This window comes from Streptomyces sp. NPDC056527 (assembly GCF_042794475.1).
In the GTDB taxonomy this organism is placed as follows: domain Bacteria; phylum Actinomycetota; class Actinomycetes; order Streptomycetales; family Streptomycetaceae; genus Streptomyces.
In genome coordinates this window covers 1-25,391 of the sequence record NZ_JBHTTQ010000025.1, presented here as the reverse complement: position 1 = coordinate 25,391, position 25,391 = coordinate 1, and the positions used below count along the sequence as shown (strand labels likewise).

General features: G+C 72.2%; 25 protein-coding genes. 16 read left to right on the top strand and 9 right to left on the bottom strand.

Features of this window, described 5'->3' with window-relative positions; translation table 11 throughout:
- Positions 1–17 precede the first annotated feature (17 nt).
- Together ACFQ7Q_RS15435 and ACFQ7Q_RS15430 are read right to left on the bottom strand one after the other, a co-directional pair.
- Positions 18–1,310, bottom strand: a complete 1,293-nt coding sequence (locus tag ACFQ7Q_RS15435; protein ID WP_383554612.1) for an SWF or SNF family helicase — start codon at positions 1,308–1,310, stop codon at positions 18–20.
- The gene (locus ACFQ7Q_RS15430) at positions 1,307–4,198 is read right to left on the bottom strand and encodes a DEAD/DEAH box helicase (protein WP_383554609.1); all 2,892 of its coding nucleotides are present in this window, start codon (positions 4,196–4,198) and stop codon (positions 1,307–1,309) included. Before ACFQ7Q_RS15430 ends, ACFQ7Q_RS15435 begins: the two co-directional genes overlap by 4 nt.
- 276 nt (positions 4,199–4,474) lie before the next feature.
- On the opposite strand from ACFQ7Q_RS15430, the gene ACFQ7Q_RS15425 reads away from it, so the two are divergent.
- From ACFQ7Q_RS15425 to ACFQ7Q_RS15415, 3 genes are all read left to right on the top strand, one after another.
- Positions 4,475–5,572: a fatty acid desaturase family protein gene (locus tag ACFQ7Q_RS15425; RefSeq protein WP_383554607.1), complete on the top strand. Its 1,098-nt coding sequence runs from the start codon at positions 4,475–4,477 to the stop codon at positions 5,570–5,572.
- A 16-nt stretch (positions 5,573–5,588) separates the two neighbouring features.
- A complete protein-coding gene (locus tag ACFQ7Q_RS15420; protein ID WP_383166141.1) occupies positions 5,589–5,771 on the top strand; it encodes a hypothetical protein in 183 nt (60 codons plus the stop codon).
- A gap of 138 nt (positions 5,772–5,909) precedes the next feature.
- A complete protein-coding gene (locus ACFQ7Q_RS15415; protein WP_383554604.1) occupies positions 5,910–6,455 on the top strand; it encodes an MOSC domain-containing protein in 546 nt (181 codons plus the stop codon).
- A 33-nt stretch (positions 6,456–6,488) separates the two neighbouring features.
- Here the strand turns inward: ACFQ7Q_RS15415 and ACFQ7Q_RS15410 are convergent, their stop codons facing one another.
- From ACFQ7Q_RS15410 to ACFQ7Q_RS15395, 4 genes are all read right to left on the bottom strand, one after another.
- Positions 6,489–7,868: a tannase/feruloyl esterase family alpha/beta hydrolase gene (locus ACFQ7Q_RS15410; RefSeq protein WP_383554602.1), complete on the bottom strand. Its 1,380-nt coding sequence runs from the start codon at positions 7,866–7,868 to the stop codon at positions 6,489–6,491.
- A 133-nt stretch (positions 7,869–8,001) separates the two neighbouring features.
- The gene (locus ACFQ7Q_RS15405) at positions 8,002–8,961 is read right to left on the bottom strand and encodes a hypothetical protein (RefSeq protein WP_383554599.1); all 960 of its coding nucleotides are present in this window, start codon (positions 8,959–8,961) and stop codon (positions 8,002–8,004) included.
- Between the two features lie 99 nt (positions 8,962–9,060).
- A complete protein-coding gene (locus tag ACFQ7Q_RS15400) occupies positions 9,061–9,375 on the bottom strand; it encodes a hypothetical protein (protein ID WP_383554596.1) in 315 nt (104 codons plus the stop codon).
- A 101-nt stretch (positions 9,376–9,476) separates the two neighbouring features.
- Positions 9,477–10,073 (bottom strand): class I SAM-dependent methyltransferase, encoded by a 597-nt coding sequence (locus tag ACFQ7Q_RS15395; RefSeq protein WP_383554593.1) that lies wholly within the window; start codon positions 10,071–10,073, stop codon positions 9,477–9,479.
- A gap of 151 nt (positions 10,074–10,224) precedes the next feature.
- On the opposite strand from ACFQ7Q_RS15395, the gene ACFQ7Q_RS15390 reads away from it, so the two are divergent.
- The 5 genes from ACFQ7Q_RS15390 to ACFQ7Q_RS15370 all read left to right on the top strand — a co-directional run bounded on the left by ACFQ7Q_RS15390 (position 10,225) and on the right by ACFQ7Q_RS15370 (position 15,737).
- Positions 10,225–11,115 carry an MHYT domain-containing protein gene (locus ACFQ7Q_RS15390; protein ID WP_383554591.1) on the top strand — a complete coding sequence of 297 codons (891 nt, stop codon included), beginning with the start codon at positions 10,225–10,227 and terminating at the stop codon, positions 11,113–11,115.
- 247 nt (positions 11,116–11,362) lie between these two features.
- Entirely contained in the window at positions 11,363–14,275 is a 2,913-nt protein-coding gene (locus tag ACFQ7Q_RS15385; protein WP_383554588.1) for a nitrate- and nitrite sensing domain-containing protein, read from the top strand.
- Positions 14,272–14,706 (top strand): roadblock/LC7 domain-containing protein, encoded by a 435-nt coding sequence (locus ACFQ7Q_RS15380; protein ID WP_383554585.1) that lies wholly within the window; start codon positions 14,272–14,274, stop codon positions 14,704–14,706. The genes ACFQ7Q_RS15385 and ACFQ7Q_RS15380 overlap by 4 nt, the downstream gene beginning before the upstream one ends.
- Before the next feature lie 13 nt (positions 14,707–14,719).
- On the top strand, positions 14,720–15,136 hold the full coding sequence (locus ACFQ7Q_RS15375; protein WP_383554582.1) for a DUF742 domain-containing protein: 417 nt from the start codon (positions 14,720–14,722) through the stop codon (positions 15,134–15,136).
- Positions 15,117–15,737: an ATP/GTP-binding protein gene (locus tag ACFQ7Q_RS15370; protein WP_383554579.1), complete on the top strand. Its 621-nt coding sequence runs from the start codon at positions 15,117–15,119 to the stop codon at positions 15,735–15,737. The genes ACFQ7Q_RS15375 and ACFQ7Q_RS15370 overlap by 20 nt, the downstream gene beginning before the upstream one ends.
- A gap of 28 nt (positions 15,738–15,765) precedes the next feature.
- Here the strand turns inward: ACFQ7Q_RS15370 and ACFQ7Q_RS15365 are convergent, their stop codons facing one another.
- Positions 15,766–16,191: a PPOX class F420-dependent oxidoreductase gene (locus ACFQ7Q_RS15365; RefSeq protein ID WP_383554576.1), complete on the bottom strand. Its 426-nt coding sequence runs from the start codon at positions 16,189–16,191 to the stop codon at positions 15,766–15,768.
- A gap of 138 nt (positions 16,192–16,329) precedes the next feature.
- Between ACFQ7Q_RS15365 and ACFQ7Q_RS15360 the strand changes: the two genes are divergently transcribed.
- Positions 16,330–16,743 carry a roadblock/LC7 domain-containing protein gene (locus ACFQ7Q_RS15360; protein ID WP_383554573.1) on the top strand — a complete coding sequence of 138 codons (414 nt, stop codon included), beginning with the start codon at positions 16,330–16,332 and terminating at the stop codon, positions 16,741–16,743.
- 130 nt (positions 16,744–16,873) lie between these two features.
- Positions 16,874–17,905: a DUF6397 family protein gene (locus tag ACFQ7Q_RS15355; RefSeq protein ID WP_383554570.1), complete on the top strand. Its 1,032-nt coding sequence runs from the start codon at positions 16,874–16,876 to the stop codon at positions 17,903–17,905.
- Here the strand turns inward: ACFQ7Q_RS15355 and ACFQ7Q_RS15350 are convergent.
- Positions 17,841–19,451: a DHA2 family efflux MFS transporter permease subunit gene (locus ACFQ7Q_RS15350; protein ID WP_383554568.1), complete on the bottom strand. Its 1,611-nt coding sequence runs from the start codon at positions 19,449–19,451 to the stop codon at positions 17,841–17,843. The two genes, ACFQ7Q_RS15355 and ACFQ7Q_RS15350, sit on opposite strands and share 65 nt — an antisense overlap.
- A 161-nt stretch (positions 19,452–19,612) precedes the next feature.
- Here ACFQ7Q_RS15350 and ACFQ7Q_RS15345 point away from each other — a divergent pair, with 161 nt between their 5' ends.
- Positions 19,613–20,110: a MarR family winged helix-turn-helix transcriptional regulator gene (locus tag ACFQ7Q_RS15345; protein ID WP_383554566.1), complete on the top strand. Its 498-nt coding sequence runs from the start codon at positions 19,613–19,615 to the stop codon at positions 20,108–20,110.
- Between the two features lie 100 nt (positions 20,111–20,210).
- Positions 20,211–21,758: an ATP-dependent DNA ligase gene (locus ACFQ7Q_RS15340; RefSeq protein WP_383554563.1), complete on the top strand. Its 1,548-nt coding sequence runs from the start codon at positions 20,211–20,213 to the stop codon at positions 21,756–21,758.
- 9 nt (positions 21,759–21,767) lie between these two features.
- On the opposite strand, the gene ACFQ7Q_RS15335 is transcribed toward ACFQ7Q_RS15340, so the two are convergent.
- Positions 21,768–22,295: a DUF6328 family protein gene (locus ACFQ7Q_RS15335; protein WP_383554561.1), complete on the bottom strand. Its 528-nt coding sequence runs from the start codon at positions 22,293–22,295 to the stop codon at positions 21,768–21,770.
- A gap of 157 nt (positions 22,296–22,452) precedes the next feature.
- On the opposite strand from ACFQ7Q_RS15335, the gene ACFQ7Q_RS15330 reads away from it, so the two are divergent.
- From ACFQ7Q_RS15330 to ACFQ7Q_RS15315, 4 genes are all read left to right on the top strand, one after another.
- Entirely contained in the window at positions 22,453–22,863 is a 411-nt protein-coding gene (locus ACFQ7Q_RS15330; RefSeq protein WP_383554559.1) for a hypothetical protein, read from the top strand.
- Between the two features lie 251 nt (positions 22,864–23,114).
- Entirely contained in the window at positions 23,115–23,891 is a 777-nt protein-coding gene (locus tag ACFQ7Q_RS15325; protein WP_383554556.1) for a polysaccharide deacetylase family protein, read from the top strand.
- 387 nt (positions 23,892–24,278) lie between these two features.
- Positions 24,279–24,977 carry a hypothetical protein gene (locus ACFQ7Q_RS15320; protein ID WP_383554553.1) on the top strand — a complete coding sequence of 233 codons (699 nt, stop codon included), beginning with the start codon at positions 24,279–24,281 and terminating at the stop codon, positions 24,975–24,977.
- Positions 24,977–25,348: a peptidase inhibitor family I36 protein gene (locus ACFQ7Q_RS15315; RefSeq protein ID WP_383554550.1), complete on the top strand. Its 372-nt coding sequence runs from the start codon at positions 24,977–24,979 to the stop codon at positions 25,346–25,348. The genes ACFQ7Q_RS15320 and ACFQ7Q_RS15315 overlap by 1 nt, the downstream gene beginning before the upstream one ends.
- The last annotated feature ends 43 nt before the right edge of the window (positions 25,349–25,391 follow it).

The following is a 25,391-nucleotide window of genomic DNA, read 5'->3' as shown; positions in this document are numbered from 1 at the left end:
GCAGCGACAGCGCCGCCTCAGTCCTCGCCCGCCGCCACGACCGCGAGCGCGGCGGCCGGATCCTGGTCCGCCGGACCCGCCGGGACCCACTGCCCGCGCTCCTTGCGATAGGGCCACCAGCGGCCGTCCTCGCCGAGCCGTAGCTGCGCGTCCGCTCCGACCACCGTCCAGCGCGCCGCCCCCGCCGGCCTCAGCACCGGCCGGTCGGCGTCCTCCCACGCCTCCGCGAGCAGCGTCCTCGCCCGTGCCGACGCCTCGGCGTCGGGAGTCCACTGTTCCTCCAGTACGGACAGGGCGGCGGCGCCCCCGTACCGCCACGCGCGCGTGGCCAGGTCCAGCTCCGCCCGCCGTCGTCCGGATCCGGCGGCGAGACGGGACACGATCCCCGACGGCACGGACCCGGCGGCCGCCAGCCGCACCGCGTCCTGCCCGACCGTCAGGGACGCCTCCACCGCGGTCCGCTCATGCCCCGGGGCGAGCGCCTCGGCAAGCAGCCGGTGCGCCCGACCGGCCGCGTCCGCCGCCAGGAACTCCAGCGCCGACGGGTCGAGACCGGGCGCCGGGTCCGTCTCGGTGTCCAGGGACGGTGGCACGCCCGGCGTGGAAGGGAGCACCGGAGGCGCCGGCAGCGGTGGCAGGATGTCCCGCGCGGCGAAGGCCTCCACGGCCGACACACCGCCGTTCCCGGCCCCTGCCTCCTGCGCGGCCGAGTCCGTGGCGTCCGGAGCCGCCCGCGCGACGCTGCGCTCCTGCAGTTCGTCCAGGAGCGCCCGCTCCCCGCGCCCCCGCATCAGCAGGAGCACGAACGGGTCCTCGTCGAGCAATCGCGCCACCTGGTAGCAGAGGGCCGCCGTGTGCGGGCAGTGGTCCCACGCCTCGCAGCCGCACTCCGGGTCCAGATCGCCGATGCCCGGCAGCAGTTCGAGCCCGGCCGCCGCCGCGTCCTCCACCAGATGCGGCGGCATCTCGTGGTCGAGAAGGGCCGCGATGTGGCCCGCGCTCTCCACCGCGAGGTCGAGCAGCCGGTCCCACTCGTCCGCCGACAGCTCCTGCAGCAGCACATCGCTGCGGTACGAGGAGCCGTCGCGGTCCCGTACGACCGCCGTGATCCGTCCCGGCCGGACCGAGACCGCGCCCACCGCGCCCTCACGGGCGTGCTTGCGCCCCTCCTTCAGCTGCCGGCCGTCGAGAGCCGTGTCCTCGAGCGTCTTCAACCAGGCCCGGCCCCACCATGTGCGGGCGAAACCGGAACCGCCGGCCGGCGGCAGCGCCGCGAAGGTCCGCTCGTCCTCGTGTGCGTATCCGCTCATCGTCCGTCCCCTCGCAGCTGGACCAGATCCGCCAGCTCGGCATCCGTCAGTTCCGTCAGCGCCGCCTCGCCCGCGCCCAGCACCGAGTCGGCCAGCGCCCGCTTGCGCAGCAGCATGTCCGCGATCCGGTCCTCGATCGTCCCTTCGGCGATCAGCCGGTGCACCTGCACCGGCTGGGTCTGCCCGATGCGGTACGCGCGGTCGGTGGCCTGGGCCTCGACGGCCGGATTCCACCAGCGGTCGTAGTGCACGACATGCCCGGCCCGGGTCAGGTTGAGCCCCGTGCCCGCCGCCTTCAACGACAGCAGGAAGACGGGGACCTCACCGTCCTGGAAGCGGGCGACCATCGCCTCGCGCTCGGCGACGGGAGTGCCGCCGTGCAGGAACTGCGTCCGTACGCCCCGCGCCGCCAGATGCCGTTCGAGCAGCCGCGCCATCTGTACGTACTGGGTGAAGACCAGGACGCTCGCGTCCTCGGCGAGGATCGTGTCGAGCAGTTCGTCGAGCAGTTCCAGCTTTCCGGAACGGCCCTCGATGCGCGGCCTGTCCTCCTTCAGGTACTGCGCAGGGTGGTTGCAGATCTGCTTGAGCCCCGTCAGCAGCTTCACCACCAGCCCGCGCCGCTCCATGCCGTCGGCCTCGGCGATGGCCGCGAGGGTCTCCCGCACCACCGCTTCGTAGAGCCCCGCCTGTTCCTTCGTCAGGGAGACGGCCCGGTCGGTCTCCGTCTTCGGCGGAAGTTCGGGCGCGATGCCCGGGTCCGACTTTCGGCGGCGCAGCAGGAACGGGCGGACCAGCGCGGCGAGCCGCTCGGCGGCGGCCGGGTCCTCACCGCCCTCGACGGCCGACGCGTAGCGGGAGCGGAAGGTGCCGAGCCGACCGAGGAGGCCGGGTGTCGTCCAGTCGAGGATCGCCCACAGCTCGGAGAGGTTGTTCTCGACCGGAGTGCCGGACAGGGCGACGCGCGCCTTGGCTCCGATGGTGCGCAGCTGCCTGGCGGTGGCCGAGTAGGGGTTCTTGACGTGCTGGGCCTCGTCGGCGACGACCATCCCCCACGGCTGTCCGGCGAGCTGCTCGGTGTCCAGCCGCATGGTCCCGTAGGTGGTGAGGACGAACTCGCCGTCCGCCACGCCCTCCAGGCTCCGGGCCGGGCCGTGGAAGCGGCGCACGGGCGTGCCGGGAGCGAACTTCTCGATCTCCCGCTGCCAGTTGCCCATCAGCGAGGTCGGACAGACGACGAGGGTGGGACCCGCCGCGTCCGGCTCGCTCTGCCGGTGCAGATGGAGCGCGATGAGCGTGATCGTCTTGCCCAGACCCATGTCGTCGGCGAGACAGCCGCCGAGGCCGAGGGAGGTCATCCGGTGCAGCCAGTCGAGGCCGCGCAGCTGGTAGTCGCGGAGCGTCGCGGCGAGCGCCGCGGGCTGTGCCACCTCCTGCGGGCCGCCCTCGGGGTCGGCGAGGCGGGCTCGCAGCTGCTCCAGCCAGCCGGTCGCATGCACCTCGACCCGTCGTCCGTCGGCCTCCGCCGTCCCGGTGAGGACGGCGCCGAGTGCGTCCACGGGCGTGATCTTGCGGTCGTGCGAGGCGCGGGCGCGGCGCACCTCGGCCGGGTCGACCAGCACCCACTGGTCGCGCAGCCGGACCACCGGGCGGCCGGCCTCGGCGAGCTGGTCCAGTTCGGCGCGGGTGAGCTCCTGGTCGCCGATCGCGAAACGCCAGTTGAAGGCGAGGAGCGCATCTGCGGACAGGAAGGAGGGGAGCGCGGAGGAGCGGTGGTCCGCGGGAGCGGACGGGGAGTCGGCGGCCTCCCCGGGGTACGGCGCGTCCGGCGAGGTGGAATCACCGTCCGACGGGCCGATCACCGCGCGGACCGTGAGCCGGTGAGCCAGGTCGCGCGGCCAGTGGATCTGGACGCCCGTCGCGGCGAGAGCCCGTGCCGCGGGGCCGAGCAGGTCGGTGACCTCCTCGTCCGCCAGCTCGACGGCGTCCGGGACGGCGGCCGAGAGCAGCGGGGCGAGCGGCGGCCAGGCACGGGCGGCACGGCGCAGCGCGAGAAGGGCGTCCATCCGGGCCCGGGGCTCGAACGCCCCGCCGGTGGGCCCCGATCCGGCCCAGACGTCCGCCGCGTCCGCGACCAGCGTCGGGTCGGCGACGCTGTGCATCTGCAGAACGGCCCGGAAGGCCGGAGCCTTCTGCTCACCGAGACCCGGTAGTTCGAGGCGCAGGGAGAGACGTACGCCGGCGTCGTGACCGGCCGCCACGTCCGCCGCCCACGCCCGCTGCGCCGGCACCTCCTGCGGTTCGTCGGCCGCGAACACCGGCCCGCCGGCGGCGTGCGGCGCCGCCGGTGTGCGCGGCAGCGTGTCCGCGACCGCGTCCACGAAGGAGCGCAGGAGCCTCTCGGGCTCGGGAAGGAGCAGAGGGCCGGCATCGGACAGCGGTGCGGCATGGGCGGAGGGAGGCATCGAGGCGGCGAGCGCCCGCAGGTCGGCGAGCTCCTCGGGGCCGAGCGGCCCGGCCCGCCACGCGTCCCGGTCGGTGGCCGTGAGGCCGGGCAGGAAGAGCCCCTTGGCCCCGAGATGGAGGGCGAACAGGGCGGCGGCACCCCAGAAGGCGGCCGCGGGCGAGGACGCGTCGGAGAAGCGGGCGCGGGTGAGGACCGGCAGGGCGTCCCGTACCGGGAGGAGGAGCGCGGGAACGGTGTGCGGACGGAAGTCGTCGGCGACGGCTGTGACCACGGTCAGTTCGTCGGCGAGCTCCGGCGGACGTTCGGCGGTCGGGACCCCGTCCGGGGAACAGAAGGCGATCCGGCCGTCGCGTGGCGGATCGGCGGGCAGGAAGACGGCGGTGCAGCGGGCGAGTTCATCGAGTCTCAGGGACGACGGCAACGCATTCCTCAAATTTGACTACTGGGCCGAGCGGCCGAGGGTACCTGAACCGACCGCCTTCCCGTGAGCGCAATCGACGTGACCTGGCTCACGTCCCGGCCGTCGGGATCGGAGACCACGGCGCCCGTGCTGGAGCCAGCCCCACCCCCGCCCCCGGGCAAGCCCCCCGGAATCCCGGGGGATGACGCCATGGCTCCGGACGATCACCGATCCGTACGTTCGAGGGAGTCCGGACGGCCAGCGCCCGGACCCCGACGACGGACACCGGAGACCGCCATGCCCCAGGCCACCGCAACGCTCACGGCGCCCGACCGGAACCTTCCGGCGCCCGACGAGAACAGCGCCACCAGGAGGGGCGGCAGCGAGTTCGCGCCGTTGCTGCGCACCGTGAAGGAGCAGGGGCTGCTGGAGCGCAGGTCCGGCTGGTACGCCCGCGGGATCGCGGTCAACCTCCTCGGCCTCGCCGCGGTCGTCGTGGGTCTGGCCCTGCTCGGCCCCTCCTGGTGGGCCCTGCCGCTCGCCGTCCCGCTCGCGCTGCTCTCCGCCCGGGTCGCCTTCGTCGGACACGACGCCGGACACTCCCAGATCTCCGGGGACCGGCGGCGCAACCGGATCATCCAGCTCGTCCACGCCAACCTCCTGCTCGGCATGAGCCAGGAGTGGTGGAACGACAAGCACAACCGCCACCACGCCAACCCCAACCACCTCGACAAGGACCCGGACGTCGCGGCCGACATCCTCGTCTTCGCCCAGCACCAGACCACCGGGCGAGCAGGCTTCCGGGGCTGGCTCACCCGGCATCAGGCCTGGCTCTTCTTCCCGCTCACCACGCTGGAGGGCATCGCGCTCAAGGTGTACGGATTCCAGGCACTGTTCTCCAAGGACGGTCCCTACAAGACGCGGCGCGAGCGTCTCGTCGAAGGCGCCCTGCTCCTCGCCCACGTCGTCGGCTACGCCACCCTCCTGCTGACCACCCTCACCGTCGGTCAGGCCCTCGTCTTCGCCCTGATCCATCAGATGCTCCTCGGGCTGCACCTGGGCATGGCCTTCGCCCCCAACCACAAGGGCATGGAGATGCCCGACGCCCACCCGGACGGCGACAGCTGGGGCCATCTGCGCCGGCAGGTGCTCACCTCGCGCAACATCCGGGGCGGGATCCTGACCGACTGGTTCCTCGGCGGACTGAACTACCAGATCGAGCACCACCTCTTCCCGAACATGCCCCGGCCGCATCTTCGGCTCGCCCAGCCCGCCGTGCGTGCGCACTGCCGTACGGTGGGTATCCCCTACACAGAGACCGGTTTCGTCGAGTCCTACCGACAGGCGCTCGGACATCTGCACGAGGTCGGGGAGCCGCTGCGCTCGGCAGCGTGACAAGGAGGCGTCGGACATGTCGACACGGACGAAGATCGTGATCGGGGGAGTGGCCGTCGGCCTCCTCCTGATGCCCCTCATCGGATTCTGGATGTCCCTGCTGGTGGTACTCGGCGTACCGGCCGTCGCCTACCTGGCCCTCGACCCGAGCCAGCGGCGCCGACTGCGCAGGATCTCCCGCAAGGAGCTGAACCGCTGATCAGCCCTGGGCTCCGCTGACGCCGCAGCGCTCAGCGGACGCCGCATGACCACCGCTGACCTCGGAGAACGCCTGGCGTACGCTCGAATGCGATCACCCGTAGGTGATCATCGGAACGGAGAAGGGGAGCTCCACCTCATGAGCAGCGCCACCGTCACCACGGTCAGCAGCAACGGCGTCTACTCGTTCACCAAGCCGAACCGGGACAGCATCACGCTGCTCGCCGGTCTCGGTGTGGAGGGCGACGTCCACGCCGGCGTCACGGTCAAGCACCGTTCACGCGTGGCCAAGGACCCGACCGTTCCGAACCTGCGGCAGGTGCACCTCATCCACGCGGAACTCTTCGACGAGGTCGCGTCCGCCGGGTTCGAGGTCACCCCGGGCGCGCTCGGGGAGAACGTCACCACCCGTGGCATCGACCTCCTCGGCCTTCCGACCGGCACCCGGCTGCACCTCGGTGCCGAGGCCGTCGTCGAGGTCACGGGCCTGCGCAACCCCTGCGCCCAGATCGACACCTACCGGCACGGGCTGCTGAAGCGGGTCCTCGGCCGGGACGAGAGCGGGGAGATCGTCCGCAAGGCCGGGATCATGAGCATCGTGCTGACCGGTGGAGAGGTGCGGCCCGGCGACCCGATTCGGATCGAGCTGCCGGCCGAGCCGCACCGCTCCCTGGAGATGGTCTGAGTCCCGGCCCCCCGGCCCGCTGACGCCAGGGCCCTACGGGGTCTTCAGCGCGCAGGAGTTGACCACGTCACCGCCCGCCGGCCGTGCGATCGTACGGTCCGCGGGCGGCGCCGTTCCCTCCTCGACCCACGTGCGGAGCGCCGCGAACGCCGAGCGGTAGCAGGGCAGGATCGGACGAAGCCGGTCGGGATGGGTGTCGTACAGACCGTCGGTGTGGGTGCCGTCCTGGACGGTGTAGTACCGGTGCGTCCCGCCCCGGCCCCGGTCGTCGATCATCCGCGCGTACACATCGGAGTCGGTCGCGATGGGCAGCAGGGTGTCCAGATCGCCGTGGAGGGTGATCAGCGGCTTCCCGATCCGCCCGGTCAGCGCGACCTCGGCGACGGCCCGGTGCACGGACGCGGGGCGGGAGGCGTAGTCGTACGACGCGTCGGAGGCGCAGGGAGCGAGGATCTGCTCGATCGTCGAACCGGCCGTGGAGCCCGGGCACTCGGAGTCGTACGACGGATCGAACTCGGCCCGGAAGATCTTCTGGGTCAGCCCCCAGTACGCCTTCTCGTGGTACGGCCACAGGAAGCGCGAGCCCGGCGCGAACCCGGCGTCGATCAGATCCTCGTCCGAGGCCCGGCCGAGGGAGCGGGCGACGGTGACGGGGAGGCTCGTCAGCAGGTTGGGCCCACGGGTCGTCCAGAGCACCCCCTCCCAGTCCACCCCGCCGTCGTACAGCTCCGGACGGTTCTCCAGCTGCCAGCGGGTCAGATAGCCGGCGTTGGAGATGCCCGTCATGTACGTGCGCCGGGGCGCGCTGCCGTACCGCTGCCGTACGGCCTTCTTCGCCGCCTTCGTCAGCTCGGTCACCCGGCGGTTCCACTCGGCGACCGCGTCGCCCGGCCGCCGTCCGTCGGTGAAGAAGTCCGGCCCGGTGTTGCCCTTGTCGGTGGCGGCGTAGGCGAAGCCCTGGGCCAGCACGTGGTCGGAGATGAGCGCGTCGGTGGAGTACTGGCGCCGGGTGCCGGGCGCGCCGGTGACGACCAGGCCGCCGTTCCAGTTCTCGGGGAGCCTGATCACGAACTGGGAGTCGTGGCCCCAGCCGTGGGTCGCGTTGAGCCGGGAGTCGTCGGGGAAGTAGCCGTCGATCTGGATCCCGGGGACGCCGGAGGGGTTCGCGGTGCCCTTCGCGGCCAGGCCGGCCTGGTCGGCCATGTCGGTGTACGGCGTCCCGGCCAGAGCCGCCGTCGTCAGATCCCCGAGGCAGGCCGTCTCCTGGTGCTCGGCGCCGGGCACGTGGATCCGGTGCTGCCCCGCGCACTCGGGTGGCGGGCCGGACCGGGCTCCGGCGGGCGCGGCGGGACCGGCGACGGTCAGCCCGGTCAGGAGCGCGACGAGCAACGGGACGCCTCGGTTCAGGCGCATGGACGGCCTCCGGTGGGACGACGGGAACGGGGTGCGCCGCCACATCGTGCGGCGCGCCCTTCCCGCGCGGCCATGGTTCTGGACCACACCTCGGGCCGTCGGCCCATGTGGACCGCGGGTGCCGGGCCAGGGCTCAGGAGGGGCGTACCGCCATCGCGTCCAGGGCCTTCAGAAGATCCGGCAGCTTGGGGCCGCGCGCCACCGGGAGGACTTCGCGGGGCTCGTCGTCCAGGAGGACGAAGGCCATGTCGTCGGTCCGGGCGACGAGCGACCAGCCGGGTCCGTCGGCGCGCAGCATCCGCGCCCCGCCGGTGGCGAAGCTCGACCGCACCCGGCCCACCGGCGGCGCGTCCTCCAGATAGCCGCGCAGCTCGGCGATCGCGCGACGGACACCGTCGTAGGGATCGCGTGAGAGGTCGCCCGGGTCGCCGTCGCCGTCGCCGTCGCCGTCGCCGGTGTCCGCGTCGGCCGGCGTGTCGCCCGAGTCGCCCGCCCCGGCGTCGGCCTCGGGCCGCGATTCGTTCGGTACGGACCCGCTCGCGGCGTGCGCCCCGGCGTCGGCCTCGGGTCGCGAGGACCCGCTCGCGGCGTCCGCCCCCGCGTCCTCGGCTGCCTCGTCGTCGTCCATCCGCGCCCGCCAGGACGCCCACTGCAGCGCCACTTCGTCGGCGCCGAGCCTGCGCTGCGCCGGTCCCCAGACGGCGTCGTCCGGCGGCGCGAGGGGCGTACGGACGCCCTCCTCAGGCTCCGGGTCGTGCGGGGCCGGGAGGTCCGGGGAGGCCGTGGCCACCGCGAGCGGCCATCCCGGGAGCGCGGCCACGACCGAGCGCTCGTCGGGGGAGAGGTCGTACTCCATCCCGCAGTCCCACGAGGCGATGGCCACGGCGACCAGCGACACGTCGTCGATGGCCACGGTCCACCGGGCGCCCTCGCCGTCCTGGCCGAGAACGAGCCCGTACCCCTCGGCGTACGGCTCGAGATCCAGCGCCGCGCAGGCGGCCGGATAGTCGTCGCCCAAGGCGCTCGGGAACTGCGCGGGCGTGAGCAGCACCGCGGTCAGCACGTACAGCGCGTCGTCGTCGGCGGTAGCCACGTCAGCCTCCCCATCTGGTCGTCGGCGCACCTTAACCAGTGGGTAACCCGCGCGTCGAGAGTCTCCGGAAGGAATCTGGCACGGCCGATTCCGTACGGCTCAGGCGGTCGGCAGCCCGGGCAGTCCCAGGAGCGAGCGGGCGACCGTCTGCGGCGACTCGCCGCGCTCACGGGCGAGCGCGATCACGGCGCGGCAGGCGAGCTCGTTGATGCCGAAGGAGAGGGCTTCGGGGGAGACCCAGCCGGCGGCCTCTTCGATCTGGTCCTGGTCCTCCTCCACACAGCCGACCACGTACGTCGCGGCCGCCTCGAAGATGTTGTGCTGCCGTCGCGCCCGGGGAGGCTCGGGAGGGCCGTCCGGCGCTCGTCGCGCGGTCGGCAGGAGGGCATTGAGGAGTGCTCGCATTCGGGCCATGACCTGCCGCCTTCCCCGGACACGGCTGCCCGGCACTCCCACCGTAGACAGGGAAGTGCCGGGACAGAAGGGCGCGTTGGGCCGCGAAACGACGAAGTGGCTCAGTCGCGGACCGCGAGCACCAGGTAACGGTCGTCCTCGTCCACGTAACTGGCCATCCGCCATCCGGAACCGGTGAGAAGCGGACGAAGGTTGGGCTCCGCACGCAGGTCGTCGTCGGTGATCTGCCGACCGTGGCGGGCGGCGAGGGCGGCCCGGCCGATGGGATGGAAAAGGGCGAGCTGTCCGCCGGGGCGGACGGCGCGGGCCAGTTCGCGCAGGTTCTCGGCGGGGTCCGCCAGATGGGAGATGAGACCGGCCCCGAACACCGCGTCGAGCGCCTCGTCGCGCAGCGGCAGCCGGGAGACGTCCGTGAGGAGGAGTTCGGCGGACTCGTCCCGCCCGGCGCGCACCGCCTGGGCCAGCATCTCCGGGGTCAGATCGGCGCCGACGACGGTCCCCGTCGGACCCACGGCCGCACGCAGTGCGGGCAGGGCGCGGCCGGTGCCGCACCCCGCGTCGAGCACGGCGTCACCGGGACGCAGTCCGAGAGCGGCGACGGCCGCGGCGTAGGCGGGGCCGTCGTCGGGGAAGCGGGTGTCCCAGTCGGCGGCGCGGGGGCCGAAGAACTCCTGGACATGGGTGGGGTCATCGCTCATGCGTGCATGATGCCTCAGCCTCAGGGGTGAACGTCCTGTGCGCACGTTCGAGCGCGGCACGATCGTTCTGGAACATCTCTATGTCATATTCCATCAGGTTTCGAAATGCGCCCCTGATGCGCCCCTTGGTGCGGACTAGCGTCCCTGAGTCATGGGACACCTGGACCACGCCACTTTCGGCTGGCTGACACCTGCGCTGTCGTACGCGATGGCCTGCATAGGCGCCGCCCTGGGGCTGCGCTGCACCGTACGAGCGCTTGACGCGACCGGCCGATCGCGACGCAACTGGCTGCTCACCGCCGCGTCCGCCATCGGCACCGGCATCTGGACGATGCACTTCGTCGCGATGCTCGGCTTCGGCGTGACCGGGACCGACATCCGCTACGACGTACCGCTGACCATTCTCAGTCTGCTCATCGCCATGGCCGTCGTCGGAGTCGGCGTCTTCGCCGTCGGCCATGGACGCGACCGGGTCCGCTCCCTCCTGATCGGCGGACTCACGACCGGTGTCGGCGTCGCGAGCATGCACTACATGGGCATGGCCGCCCTGCGGCTGCACGGGCGGGTGACGTACGACCCGATGCTCGTCGCGCTCTCCGTCGTCATCGCGGTCGTCGCCGCGACGGCGGCGCTGTGGGCGGCGCTCAACATCCACGCGCCGGCCGCCGTGGCGGTCGCCTCGCTGGTCATGGGGGCGGCCGTCAGCTCCATGCACTACACGGGCATGTTCGCCGTCCGCGTCGAGGTCGCTCCCTCGACGGCAGCGCTGCCGGGTGCCACGGCCATGCAGTTCATCTTCCCCCTCGCCGTGGGCCTCGGCTCCTATCTCTTCATCACCTCCGCCTTCGTCGCCCTCTCCCCGACGGCCAGGGAACGCGCCGCCTACGCCTCCGCCGAGCGCCTCACGGAGCCCGACGACCGGGCTGTCGACGTGGCACCCCCCGGCTACCGGCCGGAACCGGCCGCCGCCCACACCAGGCGGGCAGCGGCCTCCTACGCCTACCCGGCCGGCCCCGTGGACGGCGGACGGGACCACACGTAGGCACGGCCGGCCGAGGCCGCGCCGAAGGAGAGGCAGCCGGCCCACACCATCCGCCGGCCGCCACCGCCGGGCCACCAAGGCCGGCCGAGGACAGAGCCGGGCCGCACCCGGTGAGACCTGAGCCGGACCCGGGCGCACCCCGGCCCGACCTGGGACGCACCGAGAACGCCCCCTCGCCGAACGCCGCACCGCGGCACCCGCGAGACGCACACAGCACCTGGACAGACGCAGCCGGAACGAGGAGGCCATGCGAACTCCCCGCAAGACCAAGGACGCCGACACCCCGGCGCCGCAGGCGGCGCGCGGACGGCGCGCGCACGCAGGGCCGCCCGCGGACGAACCGCTGGAGCGCGCCCCCGCGGCGCAGGCCGAGCCGGGCGGCAGGGATGCCGGGATCCCCGCCCCGCCCCGACGCCGCGGCCTGCGCCCCAGGACCGTCCGGGCGAAGATCGTCTCGCTGCTGATGGTCCCCGTCGTGTCGCTGCTGGCCCTGTGGGGATTCGCCACCGTCACCACCGCTCAGGACATCGCCCGGCTTCGCGAGCTGCAGAAGGTCGACGCGGAGATCCGTGAACCCGTCGCCGCGGCCGTCACCGCCCTGCAGGCCGAACGTCGTGCCGCCGTGCGCCAGGTCGCCGTGCCCGGCGCCGGACGCGTCACCGAGCTCAAGGATCAGATGCGGCGCACGGACGCCGCCGTCGCGCGGCTCCGGCTGGACGGCGGGCACACCGTCGGAGACACCGGGGACGTGCCCCGGAACGTCGCCGACCGGATCGGACAGTTCGTCACCAAGGCCGAGGGCCTCGACCGACTCCGTGCCGCCGCGGCCTCCGGCAGCGCCGACTGGGATCAGGTGTACAAGGAGTACACCGCCGCGATCACCGCCGCCTTCGCCGTCGACGGCGCACTGAGCGGCATCCAGCACGCGGAGATCGGCTCCGACGCGCGCGTGCTGCTGGAATTCGGTCGCGCCGGCGAGATGCTCGCCCGGGAGGACGCCCTCCTCACCTCGGCCCATCTCGGCGGAGAGTTCGCTGCAGAAAGGCTTCGGCAGTTCACGGGTGCCGTCGAGACGCGCCGTACCCTCACCGAGTCCGCCACCGCCGACCTGCGCGGATCCGAGCGCGTCGCCTGGGAGAAGCTCGCCGCCCAGCGCGGCTACCAGCAGCTCACGGCCGCGGAGGACCGGGTACGCGCCGCAGCCCCCGGCCGCAAGGCCGCCCAGGCCGTGCCCGCCGCCACCTGGGACGACGCCATGGCAGTCGTACGCGGCGGGCTCAGCACCATCGAGACGGACGCCAGGCACGCCGCGGCCGACCGCGCGGACCCGTTCGCGGGAGGCGTGCTGACCGCCGGAGGCGCCGCGGTGCTCCTCGGCCTCGCCGCCGTCGCCGCCTCGCTCGTCATCTCCGTACGCATCGGACGTGGCCTGGTCATCGAACTGATCAGCCTCCGCAACACCGCTCTGGCGATCGCCCGCCGTAAACTCCCCGCCGCCATGACACGGCTGCGGGCAGGCGAGGAGATCGACGTCCACGCCGAGGCCCCGCCGGGACCCGCACCCCAGGACGAGATCGGCCAGGTGGGAGAGGCGCTCACCATCGTCCACCGGGCCGCGCTCTCCGCCGCGGTCGAACGCGCCGAACTCGCCAGCGGCATCTCCGGCGTCTTCGTCAACCTCGCCCGCCGCAGCCAGGTCCTGGTCCACCGTCAGCTCAACCTGCTGGACAGCATGGAGCGCCGGGCCGACGACCCGAACGAACTCGGCGACCTCTTCAGGCTCGACCACCTCACGACCCGGATGCGCCGCCACGCCGAGAGCCTGATCATCCTCTCCGGTGCCGCCCCCGGCCGCGCCTGGCGGATGCCGGTCCCGCTGACCAACGTCGTACGGGCCGCCGTCTCCGAGATCGAGGACTACGCGCGCGTGGAGATGCGGCAGCTCCCCGAGACGGCCGTCGTCGGCGGAGCGGTCGCCGACCTCACCCACCTGCTGGCCGAGCTCATCGAGAACGCCGCCCAGTTCTCCCCGCCGCACACCAAGGTGCGGATCAGCGGTGAACCGGTCGGCAACGGCTACGCCCTGGAGATCGAGGACCGGGGGCTCGGCATGGGCAAGGAGAGCCTCGCCGAGGCCAACACGAGGATCGAACAGTCCGAGGCCCTCGACCTCTTCGACAGCGACAGGCTCGGCCTGTTCGTGGTCAGCCGGCTCTCCTCCCGGCACGACATCAAGGTCCATCTGCGCACCTCGCCCTACGGCGGCACGACAGCGGTCGTCCTGCTCCCCAACGACGTGCTGCAGAGCGCGCTTCCGCCCGGGAGGAGCGCTCCGGACCCGCGAACGGCGGAGGGCTCCCGTACGGACGCGGCGCACGGCTACATGCCGCCCGGCACCCACGGCGAGCGTGGGCGTGCCGAGGCCGGGCCCGGGACGCCCTTCCCCCGCCCCCGGCACCAGAAGCCGGTCGCCGTGGCCCCCGCACCGCCCCAGGCACAGCCCCTGCCCCGTCCGCCGCGCATCCCCGCCCTGGCGGGACAGCCGGAAGGCCCGGGAGCAGGCTCGACCGAACAGCCGCCCGCCGGAGTCACCACCCTCCGTCAGCGCGGTCGCTCGGCTCCGCCCCCGCAGACACCGCCGGCCCCGGCGGACCCCGGCCCCTCGGAGGCCCCCGTCGACGACTCGGGTGATCTGCCCCGCCGCGTACGCCAGGCCAGCCTCGTACCGCAGCTGCGCGAGGCACCACCGGCCGACCCCCCGCCCACCCCGGCCGTCCAGGGGGCGGACGAACGCACCCCCGAACAGGTCAGGGACCGTATGACCGCCTACCGCGACGGCTGGACGCGAGGAGGCGGAGCGGCCCCCGGCCCCCGGCGCCCCCTCGGCACGGGCTCCGGCCGCGGCATCGGCGAAGAACCCGGCTTCGGGCAGGAGCCCGACTTCGGCCAAGAGCCCGGCGGAGCGTTCGGCAACGTCCAGGGCCGCGACTTCGCCGGAGACCCGAGCCGTCACCTCGGCGACTCCCCGGACGGTGCCCACGGCAACGACCCCGGCCGCCACCTCGGCAACACCCCCGGCACCGGCCCGGGCAGCGACCTCGACCGTGACCACGACCGTGACCGCGGCCGCGACTTCGGCAGTGAAGGAGACCACGCATGATCGACCACGAGAGGATTTCCCATCACCGCTCCGGCGAACTCGACTGGCTCCTCGACGACCTCGTCGTCCGGGTCCGCGATGTGCGGCACACGGTCGTGCTGTCCAACGACGGGCTGGCCGTCGGCTCCTCCAGCGGCCTCAGCCGGGAGGACGCCGAGCACCTGGCGGCCATCGCCTCCGGATTCAACAGCCTCGCCAAGGGCGCCGGCCGCCAGTTCCACACCGGGGGCGTGCGCCAGACGATGGTGGAGATGGACGACGGCTTCCTCTTCGTCGCCGCGGCGGGAGACGGTTCCTGTCTGGCCGTCCTCAGCTCGGTGAGCGCCGACATCGGCCTGATCGCCTACGAGATGGCCCGCCTCGTGAAGCGCGTGGGCGAGCACCTGCACACCCCGCCGCGGCTCACCACGACTCCGCCGGCCGCCGGCTGACCGGAGACACCCCATGAACCAGGACAGCCCCGGCGACGGCCAGGCCGTGCCGGGCAGTCAGTGGTACGACGCGGACGCGGGGCCGCTCGTCCGCCCGTACGCCATGACCGGCGGCCGTACGAAGCCGGGACCCAGCAACGTACGGTTCGACCTCATCGCACTCGTCGTCGTCGACGACAACCCGCCCGGCCGGTCCGAGGAGTCGCTCCTCGGACCGGAGCACCGGGCCCTGCTCACCCTGTGCCGGGCGGAGACGCAGTCGGTGGCCGAGCTGGCCGCCGACGCCGACCTGCCCGTCGGGGTCGTCCGTGTGCTCCTCGGCGACCTCCTCGAAGCGGGCTTCGTCAAGGTCAGCCGACCCGTACCGCCCGCGCAGCTGCCCGACGAACGGATCCTGAGGGAAGTCATCGATGGCCTACGAGCGCTCTGACAGCAGCACCGGTGAGGGCGGCGGTGCGGACACCACGGCCCTCGCCCTGAAGATCCTGGTCGCCGGCGGTTTCGGCGTCGGAAAGACCACCTTGGTGGGCGCGGTCAGCGAGATCCGTCCGCTGCGCACCGAGGAACAGCTCAGCCGGGCCGGGGAGACGGTCGACGACACCGGAGGTGTCGCCCAGAAGACGACCACGACCGTGGCGATGGACTTCGGCCGCATCACCATCCGCTCCGGTCTCTCGCTCTACCTCTTCGGCACACCGGGGCAGGACCGGTTCTGGTTCCTCTGGGACGAGCTGTCCCAGGGTGCGCTCGGAGCCGTCGTCCTGGCCGACACGCGACGACTGGAGGACTGCTTCCCCGCGGTGGACTACTTCGAGCACCGCAAGATCCCCTTCGTCGTCGCGGTCAACTGCTTCGCAGGCGCCCGGAACTACGGCGCGCACGAGGTCTCGCGCGCGCTGGACCTGGACCGCGGCACGCCCGTGGTGCTGTGCGACGCGCGGGACCGGGACTCGGGCAAGGAGGTGCTGATCCGGCTCGTCGAGTACGCGGGGCGCATGCATACGGCCCGGCTGCTCGACTCCGTCGGGTGAGGCGAGCGGGTGATACGCGCCCTCGGCGTCAGTCGGCGACACCGCCCTGGGCGTTCACCTTGTCGATCCGTACACGGACCAGCAGTTCGCCGGGGACTCCGTTGCGCTCGCCGAACTCCTCGGCGCGGTCCTCGCCCATGTAGCGGCCGCCGATCCGGGCGGCCCAGCGGCGCAGCTCGACCGGATCCTCGCTGATCTCGGCACGGCCCCTGAGCGTGACGAAGGCGAAAGGCGGCCGGTCGTCGTCGACGCAGAGGACCACCCGTCCGTCGCGGGCCAGATTGCGCCCCTTCACGGTGTCCTTGCCGGTGTTGAAGACGAAGTCGTCGCCGTCGAGCAGGAACCAGATCGGGGCGAGGTGCGGACTTCCGTCCTCGCGCACGGTCGCCAGCTTGCCGGTGCGGGTTCCCTCGGAGACGAAGGCCCGCCACTGTTCCTCGGTCATCTTTGCCATGCCTCCCATGGTGAGCCACGCGAGGCTCCCAGGGGTGCTTGCTCTGTCCACGACAGTGCGTAAGGCTTGCCACGACACGCGGACCGCGGGGACTTCGGGTCGACGGGGACGCCACACACAGGGGGAAGGACCGACAACATGGCGCTGGACAAGGGACTGGACTGGCTCCTGGACGACTTGACCCAGCGGGTCGAGTACATACGGCACGCGCTGGTGCTGTCGAACGACGGGCTGGTGACGGGCGCGAGCAGTGGTCTGGAGCGGGAGGACGCCGAGCATCTGGCCGCGGTGTCCTCGGGACTGCACAGCCTGGCCCGTGGCTCGGGCCGGCACTTCCAGGCGGGCCGAGCGCGGCAGACGATGGTCGAGTTCGACGAGGCTCTGCTCTTCGTGACGGCGGCGGGCGAGGGCAGTTGCCTGTGCGTGCTGAGCGCGGCGGAGGCCGATGTGGGCCAGGTCGCGTACGAGATGACGCTGCTGGTGAACCGGGTCGGTGAGCACCTCGGTGTGGCGGCGCGGCAGCCGGGCAGGGCGGGCGTCACCGAGCTCTGAGCTTGTCCACAGGCGCCGGGTAGGGGTGGTCGACCGCTCTCTCCACGGTTGTCCACAGGCTCAGCGGGAACGGGGCGCTGGGGGCTACGGTCGTCACCGAGAGTATTCGTCGCTCACGGGGGAGACCGTCATGACGGTGGAAGAAGGCACGCGGGCAGTGGCACCGACGCGGGCAGCGCAGGAACTGGAACTGAGGCGCGACGAGTTCCAGCTCGCCGTCCAGTTGGGGCTGGTGAGGACGGTGCCGGGCGTCGCGCCCGGTGCGCCGAGGGGGCCGGGGGCCGCCGGCGCACCGGGCGGGCGGCGGCGGGTGGAGCAGGCCGAGATCGACCGGCTCAGGGCCGCGCCGGACTTCCCGGACGGACTGCGCGACCGCGTGCGCGCGGTCGGTACGACGGAGGCGGCCGAGTTGCTCTCCGTGACGCCGGACCGCTTCACCAAACTGGCGAGGACAGGGCACTTCAGCCCCGTCCGGTTCTATCTGAACCGCTATCGAGCGGTGGTGTGGCTCTATCTCGCCGGTGAGCTGGGCGAGTTCGCCCTGACGCGGCAGACCCTGCTGACCGGCAGGCTGCCGCGGGAGATCCGCGAGAGGATCGACGGGGGCGAGGACCGGCGGCCCCGGAACTGGCGTGCCCGGCGGCTGGGGCTGCTGCTCCGCGCGAGCGAGGATCCATGGGTGCGGGCGGCGGCGATCGCCTCGCTCCTGGACCCGGTCCAGCTGGCCGAGATCGTCGACGACCCCTACGAGCGCACCCATCTGGACCGGCTTCGTCCGGAACCGCCGTCCGGGCGGCCGCAGTCGGCGCCCTCCCGCGAGATCGCCGACCGAATGACGCTGGCGGACGACCCGGACGAGATCCTCTGGCATCGCATGAGCCTGGCCCTCGCCCTGGACGAGGCCCGCGCGGACCGCCAGGCCCCGCGCCCGGACGGAGGAGTCGGGGCGACCTTCGCCCGCCCGCCCCGCCCGACAACCCTCCCGCGCCCCTCCACCCACCGCACCCGCCGCAGCCTCCTCGACCGCCTCCGCCGCAGGAAGCCGGCGATGGCGACGGCCGAAGGCAGGGACGTGCGGGCGCCGGGCCGGGGCAGGGCTAGTGAGGTTTCGCCTCCTGCTTCGGCCGCTCGCGCACGGCGGTCGCGGTCCTGGGCGCGATGAACAGCGTGGCCACGAGCGCCAGCATCAGCAGCCCCGCGCATACGAAGGCGGACACCTGAAGTCCTTCGGTCATTGCCTCGCGGGCGGCGTCCGCGGCCGCTGCCGTCCGCGGGTCGGACGACAACGCAGGGATCACCGACCCGGCGCTCTCCGTCACGGTTCCACTCAGCTGTTCCGCGTCCGGGCCGGTGAGTTCGGTACCTGTGAGGCGGTCACGAAGCCTGGACGTGAGCGTGCTGAAGAACAGGGTGGTGAGCACCGCGATGCCCAGCGCGGAGCCCAGTTCGCGTGCCGCGCTCTGGATGCCCGAGCCCTGTCCGGCGCTCTCGGGCGGCACGTCCGCGAGAACGATGTTGGTGACCTGTGCGGTGGCGAAGCCGACGCCGATGCCGTAGAGGAAGAGCGCACTCGCGATCAGCCACCAGCTGCTGTCGGTGGTGGCGAACAGCCCCAGCATCACCAGACCGGCGGCCTCCAGGAACAGACCGGTGCGCACGTGGGCGAGCGGCGAGGTGGTCATCGAGAAGCTCGCGCCGCTCGCGCAGAAACTGCCCACGGCGAGGGCGACGAGCGCGAGGCCCGCCTGGAAGGCGGTGTAGCCCAGGGCGAACTGCAGCCAGAGCGGGATCACCGCGATGATGCCGAACTCGCCGAGGCCGACGACCAAGGTGACGACGTTGCCGTTGCGGAAGGAGGGGACGGAGAAGAGCCGCACGTCCATCAGCGGCTCGCGGTCCTCGCGGCTGAGCACTGCCTGCCGGCGCCAGAACGCGCACAGGACCAGGGCGGACACGACCAGAGCGACGAAGACCGGGGAGGGACCACCACTCCATGACAGGCCGCCGATGTCCAGTGGCTCCCGCGTCATGAACCAGCCGTACGTACGGCCTTCGATCAGTGCGAAAGCCAGGAGCCCGAGCCCGACCGCGGAGAGGATGCCGCCGAGGATGTCGACACGCCCTCGGGTGCGGGGCGAGGCGGGCAGGTGGAGCAGAGCGCCGATGATGATCAACGCCACGAGCGGGATGTTGATCCCGAAGGCCCAACGCCACGAGAAGTCCGCGAGCCAGCCGCCCAGCAGCGGGCCGACGGCCGCGGTCGCCCCGATGGTCGAGCCCCAGATCGCGAATGCCTGGCCGCGCGCCTTCCCGGTGAACGTCGCGTTGACCAGGGCCAGAGACGTCGGCAGGATCAGGGCGCCGCCGATGCCCTGGAGGAACCGCGCCAGGATCAGCAGGCCGGCGTTGGGCGCGATCGCGGCCAACACACTCGTCACGCCGAACACGACGAGCCCGATGAGGAAGATGCGGCGAGCGCCGTGCAGGTCACAGAGGCGTCCGGCGACGAGCAGCAGTCCGGCGAAGACGATCGCGTAGGACTCCTGAACCCACTGGGCCTCGATCGAGTCGAGCGCGAGGTCCTGGATGACCGGCGCGAGGATCACGTTGACGATGGTGAGGTCGACGACGATCAGGGCCACACCCAGGGAGACGGCGATGAGCCCTAACCAGCGTTGTGGGGAGGGAGGTTCTGTTGTGACGTCCACGATGGCTCCACTCTTGGATTGCTTTGCCGTAAAGGTAGTTACCTTTGCGGCAAAGCTAGTTTTGCTCGGGGTAAGTTGTCAACGGAGCAGTCGGGCACGCCCGTCGGTCTGTGTGGTTCGAGAAGGGGAGCAGGTCAGTGGAGAAAGCGGAGTCGGGCGACATGGAGGTTCAACGCAACCGCCTCATGGACCGGGTGCGAGGGGTCGGCGCCAACTACACCGAGCTCACTCGGCGCTTCGCGACCTGGCTGGGGCTGCACTCCACCGACGCCGCGGCCCTTGCCGAGATCCTGTATGCCGAGGACAAGGGTTCTCCGCTGTCTCCCGCCCGCCTGAGCGAGCGCATCTCCCTCTCGTCAGGCGCGACGACCATCCTGCTGAACCGCCTCGAACTGGCCGGGCATGTCGTCCGTACCCGTGAGCACACCGACGGCAGAGTCGTCACGCTGCGCAGCAGCCCCGCCATCAGGCCGCGGGCCGAGGAGTTCTTCGGTCCCTACACCGAGCGCATGGCCACGGAGATGGCGCAGTACTCCCAGGAGCAGCTACGACAGTTCGAGAACTTCGTCGAGCATCTGCGCGGGACCATGGACTCGCTGCTCGAGAACGAGTACCGAGAACACCGCCCGGGCGCCCGTTCCGCACGAGGAGACACCTGACCGTCGAGTGAACGCGGGCCGCGGGCGTGGCCGGGACCGTACCCGGATCCGGCGCCTTGCCCGATGGCGGGTGGGCGTGGGCGCGGGGGAGGATGGGTCCATGCTTCTGGCCCGTGTCGCGGACGCTTCCCAACAGGTCGCCGCCACCTCCGCCCGCTCGCGGAAGATTGCCGTGCTGGCCGAGCTGTTCGCGGAGGCAGCTCCCGAGGAGAGTCCGCTGGTGATCGCGTACCTCGCCGGCCGGCTGCCGCAGGGGCGCATCGGCGTCGGCTGGAGCGTGCTCAAGAACGCGATCCCACCGGCCGTGCCGCCCGCCGAACACCCGACCCTCACGCTCGCCGGCGCCGACGCCGCAATGACCGCGCTCGCGGCCGTGTCCGGTGCCGGTTCGCAGGCGGAGCGGGCCCGGCTCGTGCACGAGCTGATGGCCGGCGCCACCCGGCCTGAGCAGGAGTTCCTGCTCAGGCTGCTCTCGGGCGACGTGCGGCAGGGCGCCCTGGACGCCATCGCGCTGGAGGGTGTCGCGCGCGCCGCCACCGTGCCTTCCGCCGAGCTCCGCCGCGCCGTGATGCTCGAAGGGTCCCTGCCCCGCGTCGCCCAGGCCGTGCTCGCCGACGGACCGGCCGCGCTGGGCACCTTCGCCCTGCGGGTCGGCACCCCCGTCCTGCCCATGCTCGCCCACACCGCGGGCTCGGTCACCGAGGCGGTCGCCGGCCTCGGCCCCTGCGTCGTCGAGGAGAAGCTCGACGGCATCCGCATCCAGGTGCATCGTGACGGAGACCAGGTCCGGGCGTTCACCCGATCCCTGGACGACATCACCGGGCGGCTGCCCGAAGTCGTCGCCCGCGCCCGGGAGATGACGGCCGAGTCGTTCATCCTCGACGGCGAGGTCATCGCCCTGGACCCGGCCACCCGGCGGCCGATGGCGTTCCAGGACATCGCCTCGCGGGTCGGTTCACGGGTCGACGTCGAGACGGCCAGCGCCGCGCTGCCCCTCTCACCCGTCTACTTCGACGTCCTCGCTGCGGAGGGCGAGGCGCTCATCGATCACCCCGGCCAGGAACGTCATGCGGTCCTGGCCCGGCTGCTCCCCGAGGCCCTGCGGGTGCGGCGGTTCGTCGTCGACGACCCCGGCTCCCCGGCCCAGGTCGAGGCGGCGGAGCGGTTCTTCGCCGACACCCTGGCCCGCGGTCACGAAGGCGTCCTCGTCAAGGCGCTGGATGCGCCCTATGTGGCGGGCCGGCGCGGCCGCACCTGGCTCAAGGTCAAACCCGTGCACACTCTCGACCTCGTCGTCCTCGCCGCGGAGTGGGGCCACGGCCGTCGCACGGGGCTGCTCTCCAACCTCCACCTCGGCGCCCGCGCCGCCGACGGCACGTTCGTGATGCTCGGCAAGACGTTCAAGGGCCTCACCGACGAGATGCTGCGCTGGCAGACCGAGAAGCTCGGCGAACTGGCCGTGAACGACGACGGGTTCACGGTACGTGTACGTCCCGAGCTCGTCGTCGAGATCGCCTACGACGGCCTCCAGCGCTCCACCCGCTATCCGGCGGGCGTCACCCTTCGCTTCGCCCGCGTCGTACGCCACCGCCCCGACAAGGCCGCCGCCGAGGCCGACACCGTGGAGCAGATCACCGGTCAGGCGTGAACCGGACGCTCACTCCCTGTCCCCGCCGTGGGTGTAGCGGCTCCGTACCCAGAGCGGCAGCGCGTACCAGCAGATCACGTACCAGGCGACGAGTCCGCCGACCAGCCAGGGCACGTACGAGTCCTCTGTCGCCACCCGCAGAACCAGCAGCAGCGCCGACGCGAGCGTCGCGAGCAGCAGCAGAAGCCCGATGAACGTGAGCCGTGAGGCCCAGACCACGGCGTGTGGTTTGACATGCCGCCCTGCCACCAGCCGGTGGAAGGAGACGGGTCCGATCAGGGCGCCCGTCGCAGCCGCGCCCAGTGACACGGTGACGATGTAGATCGTCCGGTCGGTCGCGCTCAGCTCCGGGAAGCGAGTGGTGAACACGACCGTGAGCAGAAAGCCGAACAGGATCTGCACGCCCGTCTGGGCGACCCTGATCTCCTGCATCAGCTCGCCCCACCGCCGGTCCGCCCGCTCCTCCGTCGTCTCGCTGCGGCCTCGGGAGCGTCCGCCGCCCTCCGCCTGCTGCTCCCTGCCCGGCTGAGTGGTCACGGAACCTCCCGACGTATCCCCCGTTGTGGCGGGTAACCGCTCAGGGTCACCTCAATCCCGATGTTCTCGGAACGGCGGGATCGGCGCGCGTCGTCTGGGACCCGGGCACGCCGGTCCGGATCTCGCGGGACGCTCGCCCGCGAGGGATGCTGGAAGCGTGAAATCGACCGGCCTGCCTGGCCGCGAGGAGATGAGCGACGTGTACGACACGCACATCGACACCGACGTCACGGTGCAGCTGAGCGACTGCAACCGGGAGGACGCCCAGGCCGTCTTCGACGTCCTCGACCACTACTACGAGCTCGAGGACATGACGGCGCCGGGACCGCGGGCGGCCACGGCGCCGGCGGCCAACGTCTGGATGGCCACCTTCGACACGGCCGCGGGCCGCCGCGAGGAGCCCGCCCCCGTTCATCTGGACGGAATGGTCGGAGCGCTGCTCACCGGCGGGTACCACGCGGTCGACGAGATGGAGAAGACGCTCGCCGCCACCTTCGACATCCAGTCGCTGCAGTCGGTCTCCGGCGACCAGGAGACCGAGGCACGACTGCTGCTCGCGTCCCGCTGACGGGTGGCGAGCACCAAGCCCCCTGACAGGTCTCGCCGGCACATAGGACGCCCCGGGCGGAGCGGACGGGCGCCGCCCGGGGCACATGTGCGCCCACTGGGCCGCGATTCAGCGATGGATCACTGCCCGACCCCCCTATGCATGGCATGTATACACCATGTGTAGAGTGCTCGACGTCGCCACTCGTAGCCGCCCTGACCAGGCGCGAGTGGCTTTTCTGAGTCGTCGACGGGGAAGTGGGTTGCAGCAGCATGTTCCGAACCGAACCGGGGAAACGCCGGGGACCGGCCGTCGCCCTTCTGGCGGCGGCCTCTCTGATGCTGGGGCTCAGTGGATGCGGGGTCGACCCGATCACCCCGGGTGACGCCAGGGGCGAGGCCGCCGGCTCGGACGACAAGCCGGGCGCGAGCGCTGCGGTCGACTGCGCCAAGGCGAAGTGCATCGCGCTGACCTTCGACGCCGGCCCCGGAAAGGACACGCCGCGCCTTCTCGACATCCTCAAGGAGAAGCAGGTCCCGGCCACCTTCTTCCTGCTCGGCAAGAAGCATGTGGACCGCTATCCCGAGGTGGTCAAGCGCATCGCCGACGAGGGGCACGAGGTCGCCAACCACACCTGGACGCACCGCATCCTGACCGACCTGGAGGCCGATGAGGTGCGCGACGAGCTCTCCCGCACCCAGGACGCGATCGAGAAGATCACCGGTCGCAAGCCCACCCTGATGCGGCCTCCGCAGGGGCGCACCGACGGCACGGTGTCCGATGTGAGCCGCGAGCTCGGTCTCGCGCAGATCCTGTGGAGCGCCACGGCCAAGGACTACTCCACGACCGATTCCGCGCTCATACGGCAGCGCATACTCGACGCCGCCGACGGCGACGGGATCATCCTGCTGCACGACATCTACGACGGCACCGTCCCCGCCGTCCCCGGGATCATCGACGAACTGCAGAAGCGCGGCTTCACCTTCGTGACCGTGCCGCAGCTGCTGGCGCCGGGCAAGGCCGAGCCCGGCGAGGTCTACCGTCCGTAGGGCGAGACAAGAGGTCGGCGAAAACGGGGTGAGGTGTCTCACAGCGGTCACCTCGGACACCGAGGAACACCGCATGAAGATTTATCGTTCATGCATATGTGACAGTGAAGAGGTCCGGTCCCCAAGTCCCCCCTTGAGGTGACCGCTCTTCGTGTCACGGCAAACGGCCCCGGTTGGAATCCCCCGTCCAACCGGGGCTGTGTCGTTCTCGGATTCCTCGGGCCCTCCCGCAGGCGCGGGCGGCTCCCGAGCGGCGCACACTCCGGCGCGTTGGACCCCTTCGGGTGACCTCCCGCATGGCCCGCTTCCCCTCGGGCAGTGATCGTTCCGGGCCGGGATGATCACCACGACTCCCCGCTGACCAGGAACTTCGCGAGGGGGATCGCCATGCTCCGCAGGGCCGCGCACATCCGCCGTACGGTCGGGACCGCGGTCGCCGCGCTGATCCTCACGGGCTGTGGCGCCACCGCGCCCGGACCGACCGTCCCGCCGACGCCCCGGGCACAGGACGAGCTCCTCAGGACCGTCGAGCGCACCCTCGTCGACCGCTGCCTCGACGCCAGGGGACTCACCCTCGCCGCCAGGCCGCGCACACCCGAGGCCGACCGCCGCCTCCAGGCGGCCCTCTTCGGCGCCGGCCCCCGCGAGCTGTCCCTCACACTCGCCACCGGCCACACCGTCACCGCCCACACCGACGGCTGTCTGGCCGGCGCCCGACAGACCCTCTACGGCGATCAGACTCGCTGGTTCCGCGCCCAGGTGACCGTCGGCAACCTGCGCGCCGAGGCCCAGGCACGCATCAAGGACGACCCCGCCCACCGGGCCGCACTGGAGCGGTGGAACCGGTGCGCCGCCCCGACCGGCGCCCCGCGCCCCGGGCGTCCGGACGCCGCCGTCGTCGCCCGGTGCGACCACGAGAGCGGACTCGCGGACGTACGCGCCCGGCTGGAACCCGCCGAGCTGGCGGCGGTGCGCGTCCTGCGCGCCGATCAGCTCACCACCTACCGGCAGTTGCGCGAACGCGCGCTGCAGCGGGCAGCCGAACTGTCCGCGGGCACCACCACAGGGAAAGGCACCGACACCTGATGAAGCGCATTCTGACCACCGCCGCCGCGGCAATGCTCGCCCTCGCGGGCGGACTCGCCCTGACCGCGCCGGTCCAGGCGGCCGAATGTCCGAGCGGAGAGTTCTGTACCTGGCAGGAGGCCAACTTCGGCGGCCAGCGTGCCAACTGGAGCGGCGACGACGGCTGGTGGGAGAGCTGGATCGCCGACACCGACTCCTCCTGGGCCAACCACGGCATCTCCGGACCGGGAGTCAAGGACCACGTCAAGGTGTACGAGAGCGCCCACCAGGGCGGCTCGATGACGATCTGCCTGGCGCCCGGCCAGGAGGTCGGCTACAACGGTGTCGCCAACGACCGCGGGGACTCCCACACCTGGGCGATGAGCTGCTGAACCGAGCCCGGTCGCCCGGCCGGCCCCGCACCGTCGACGGTGC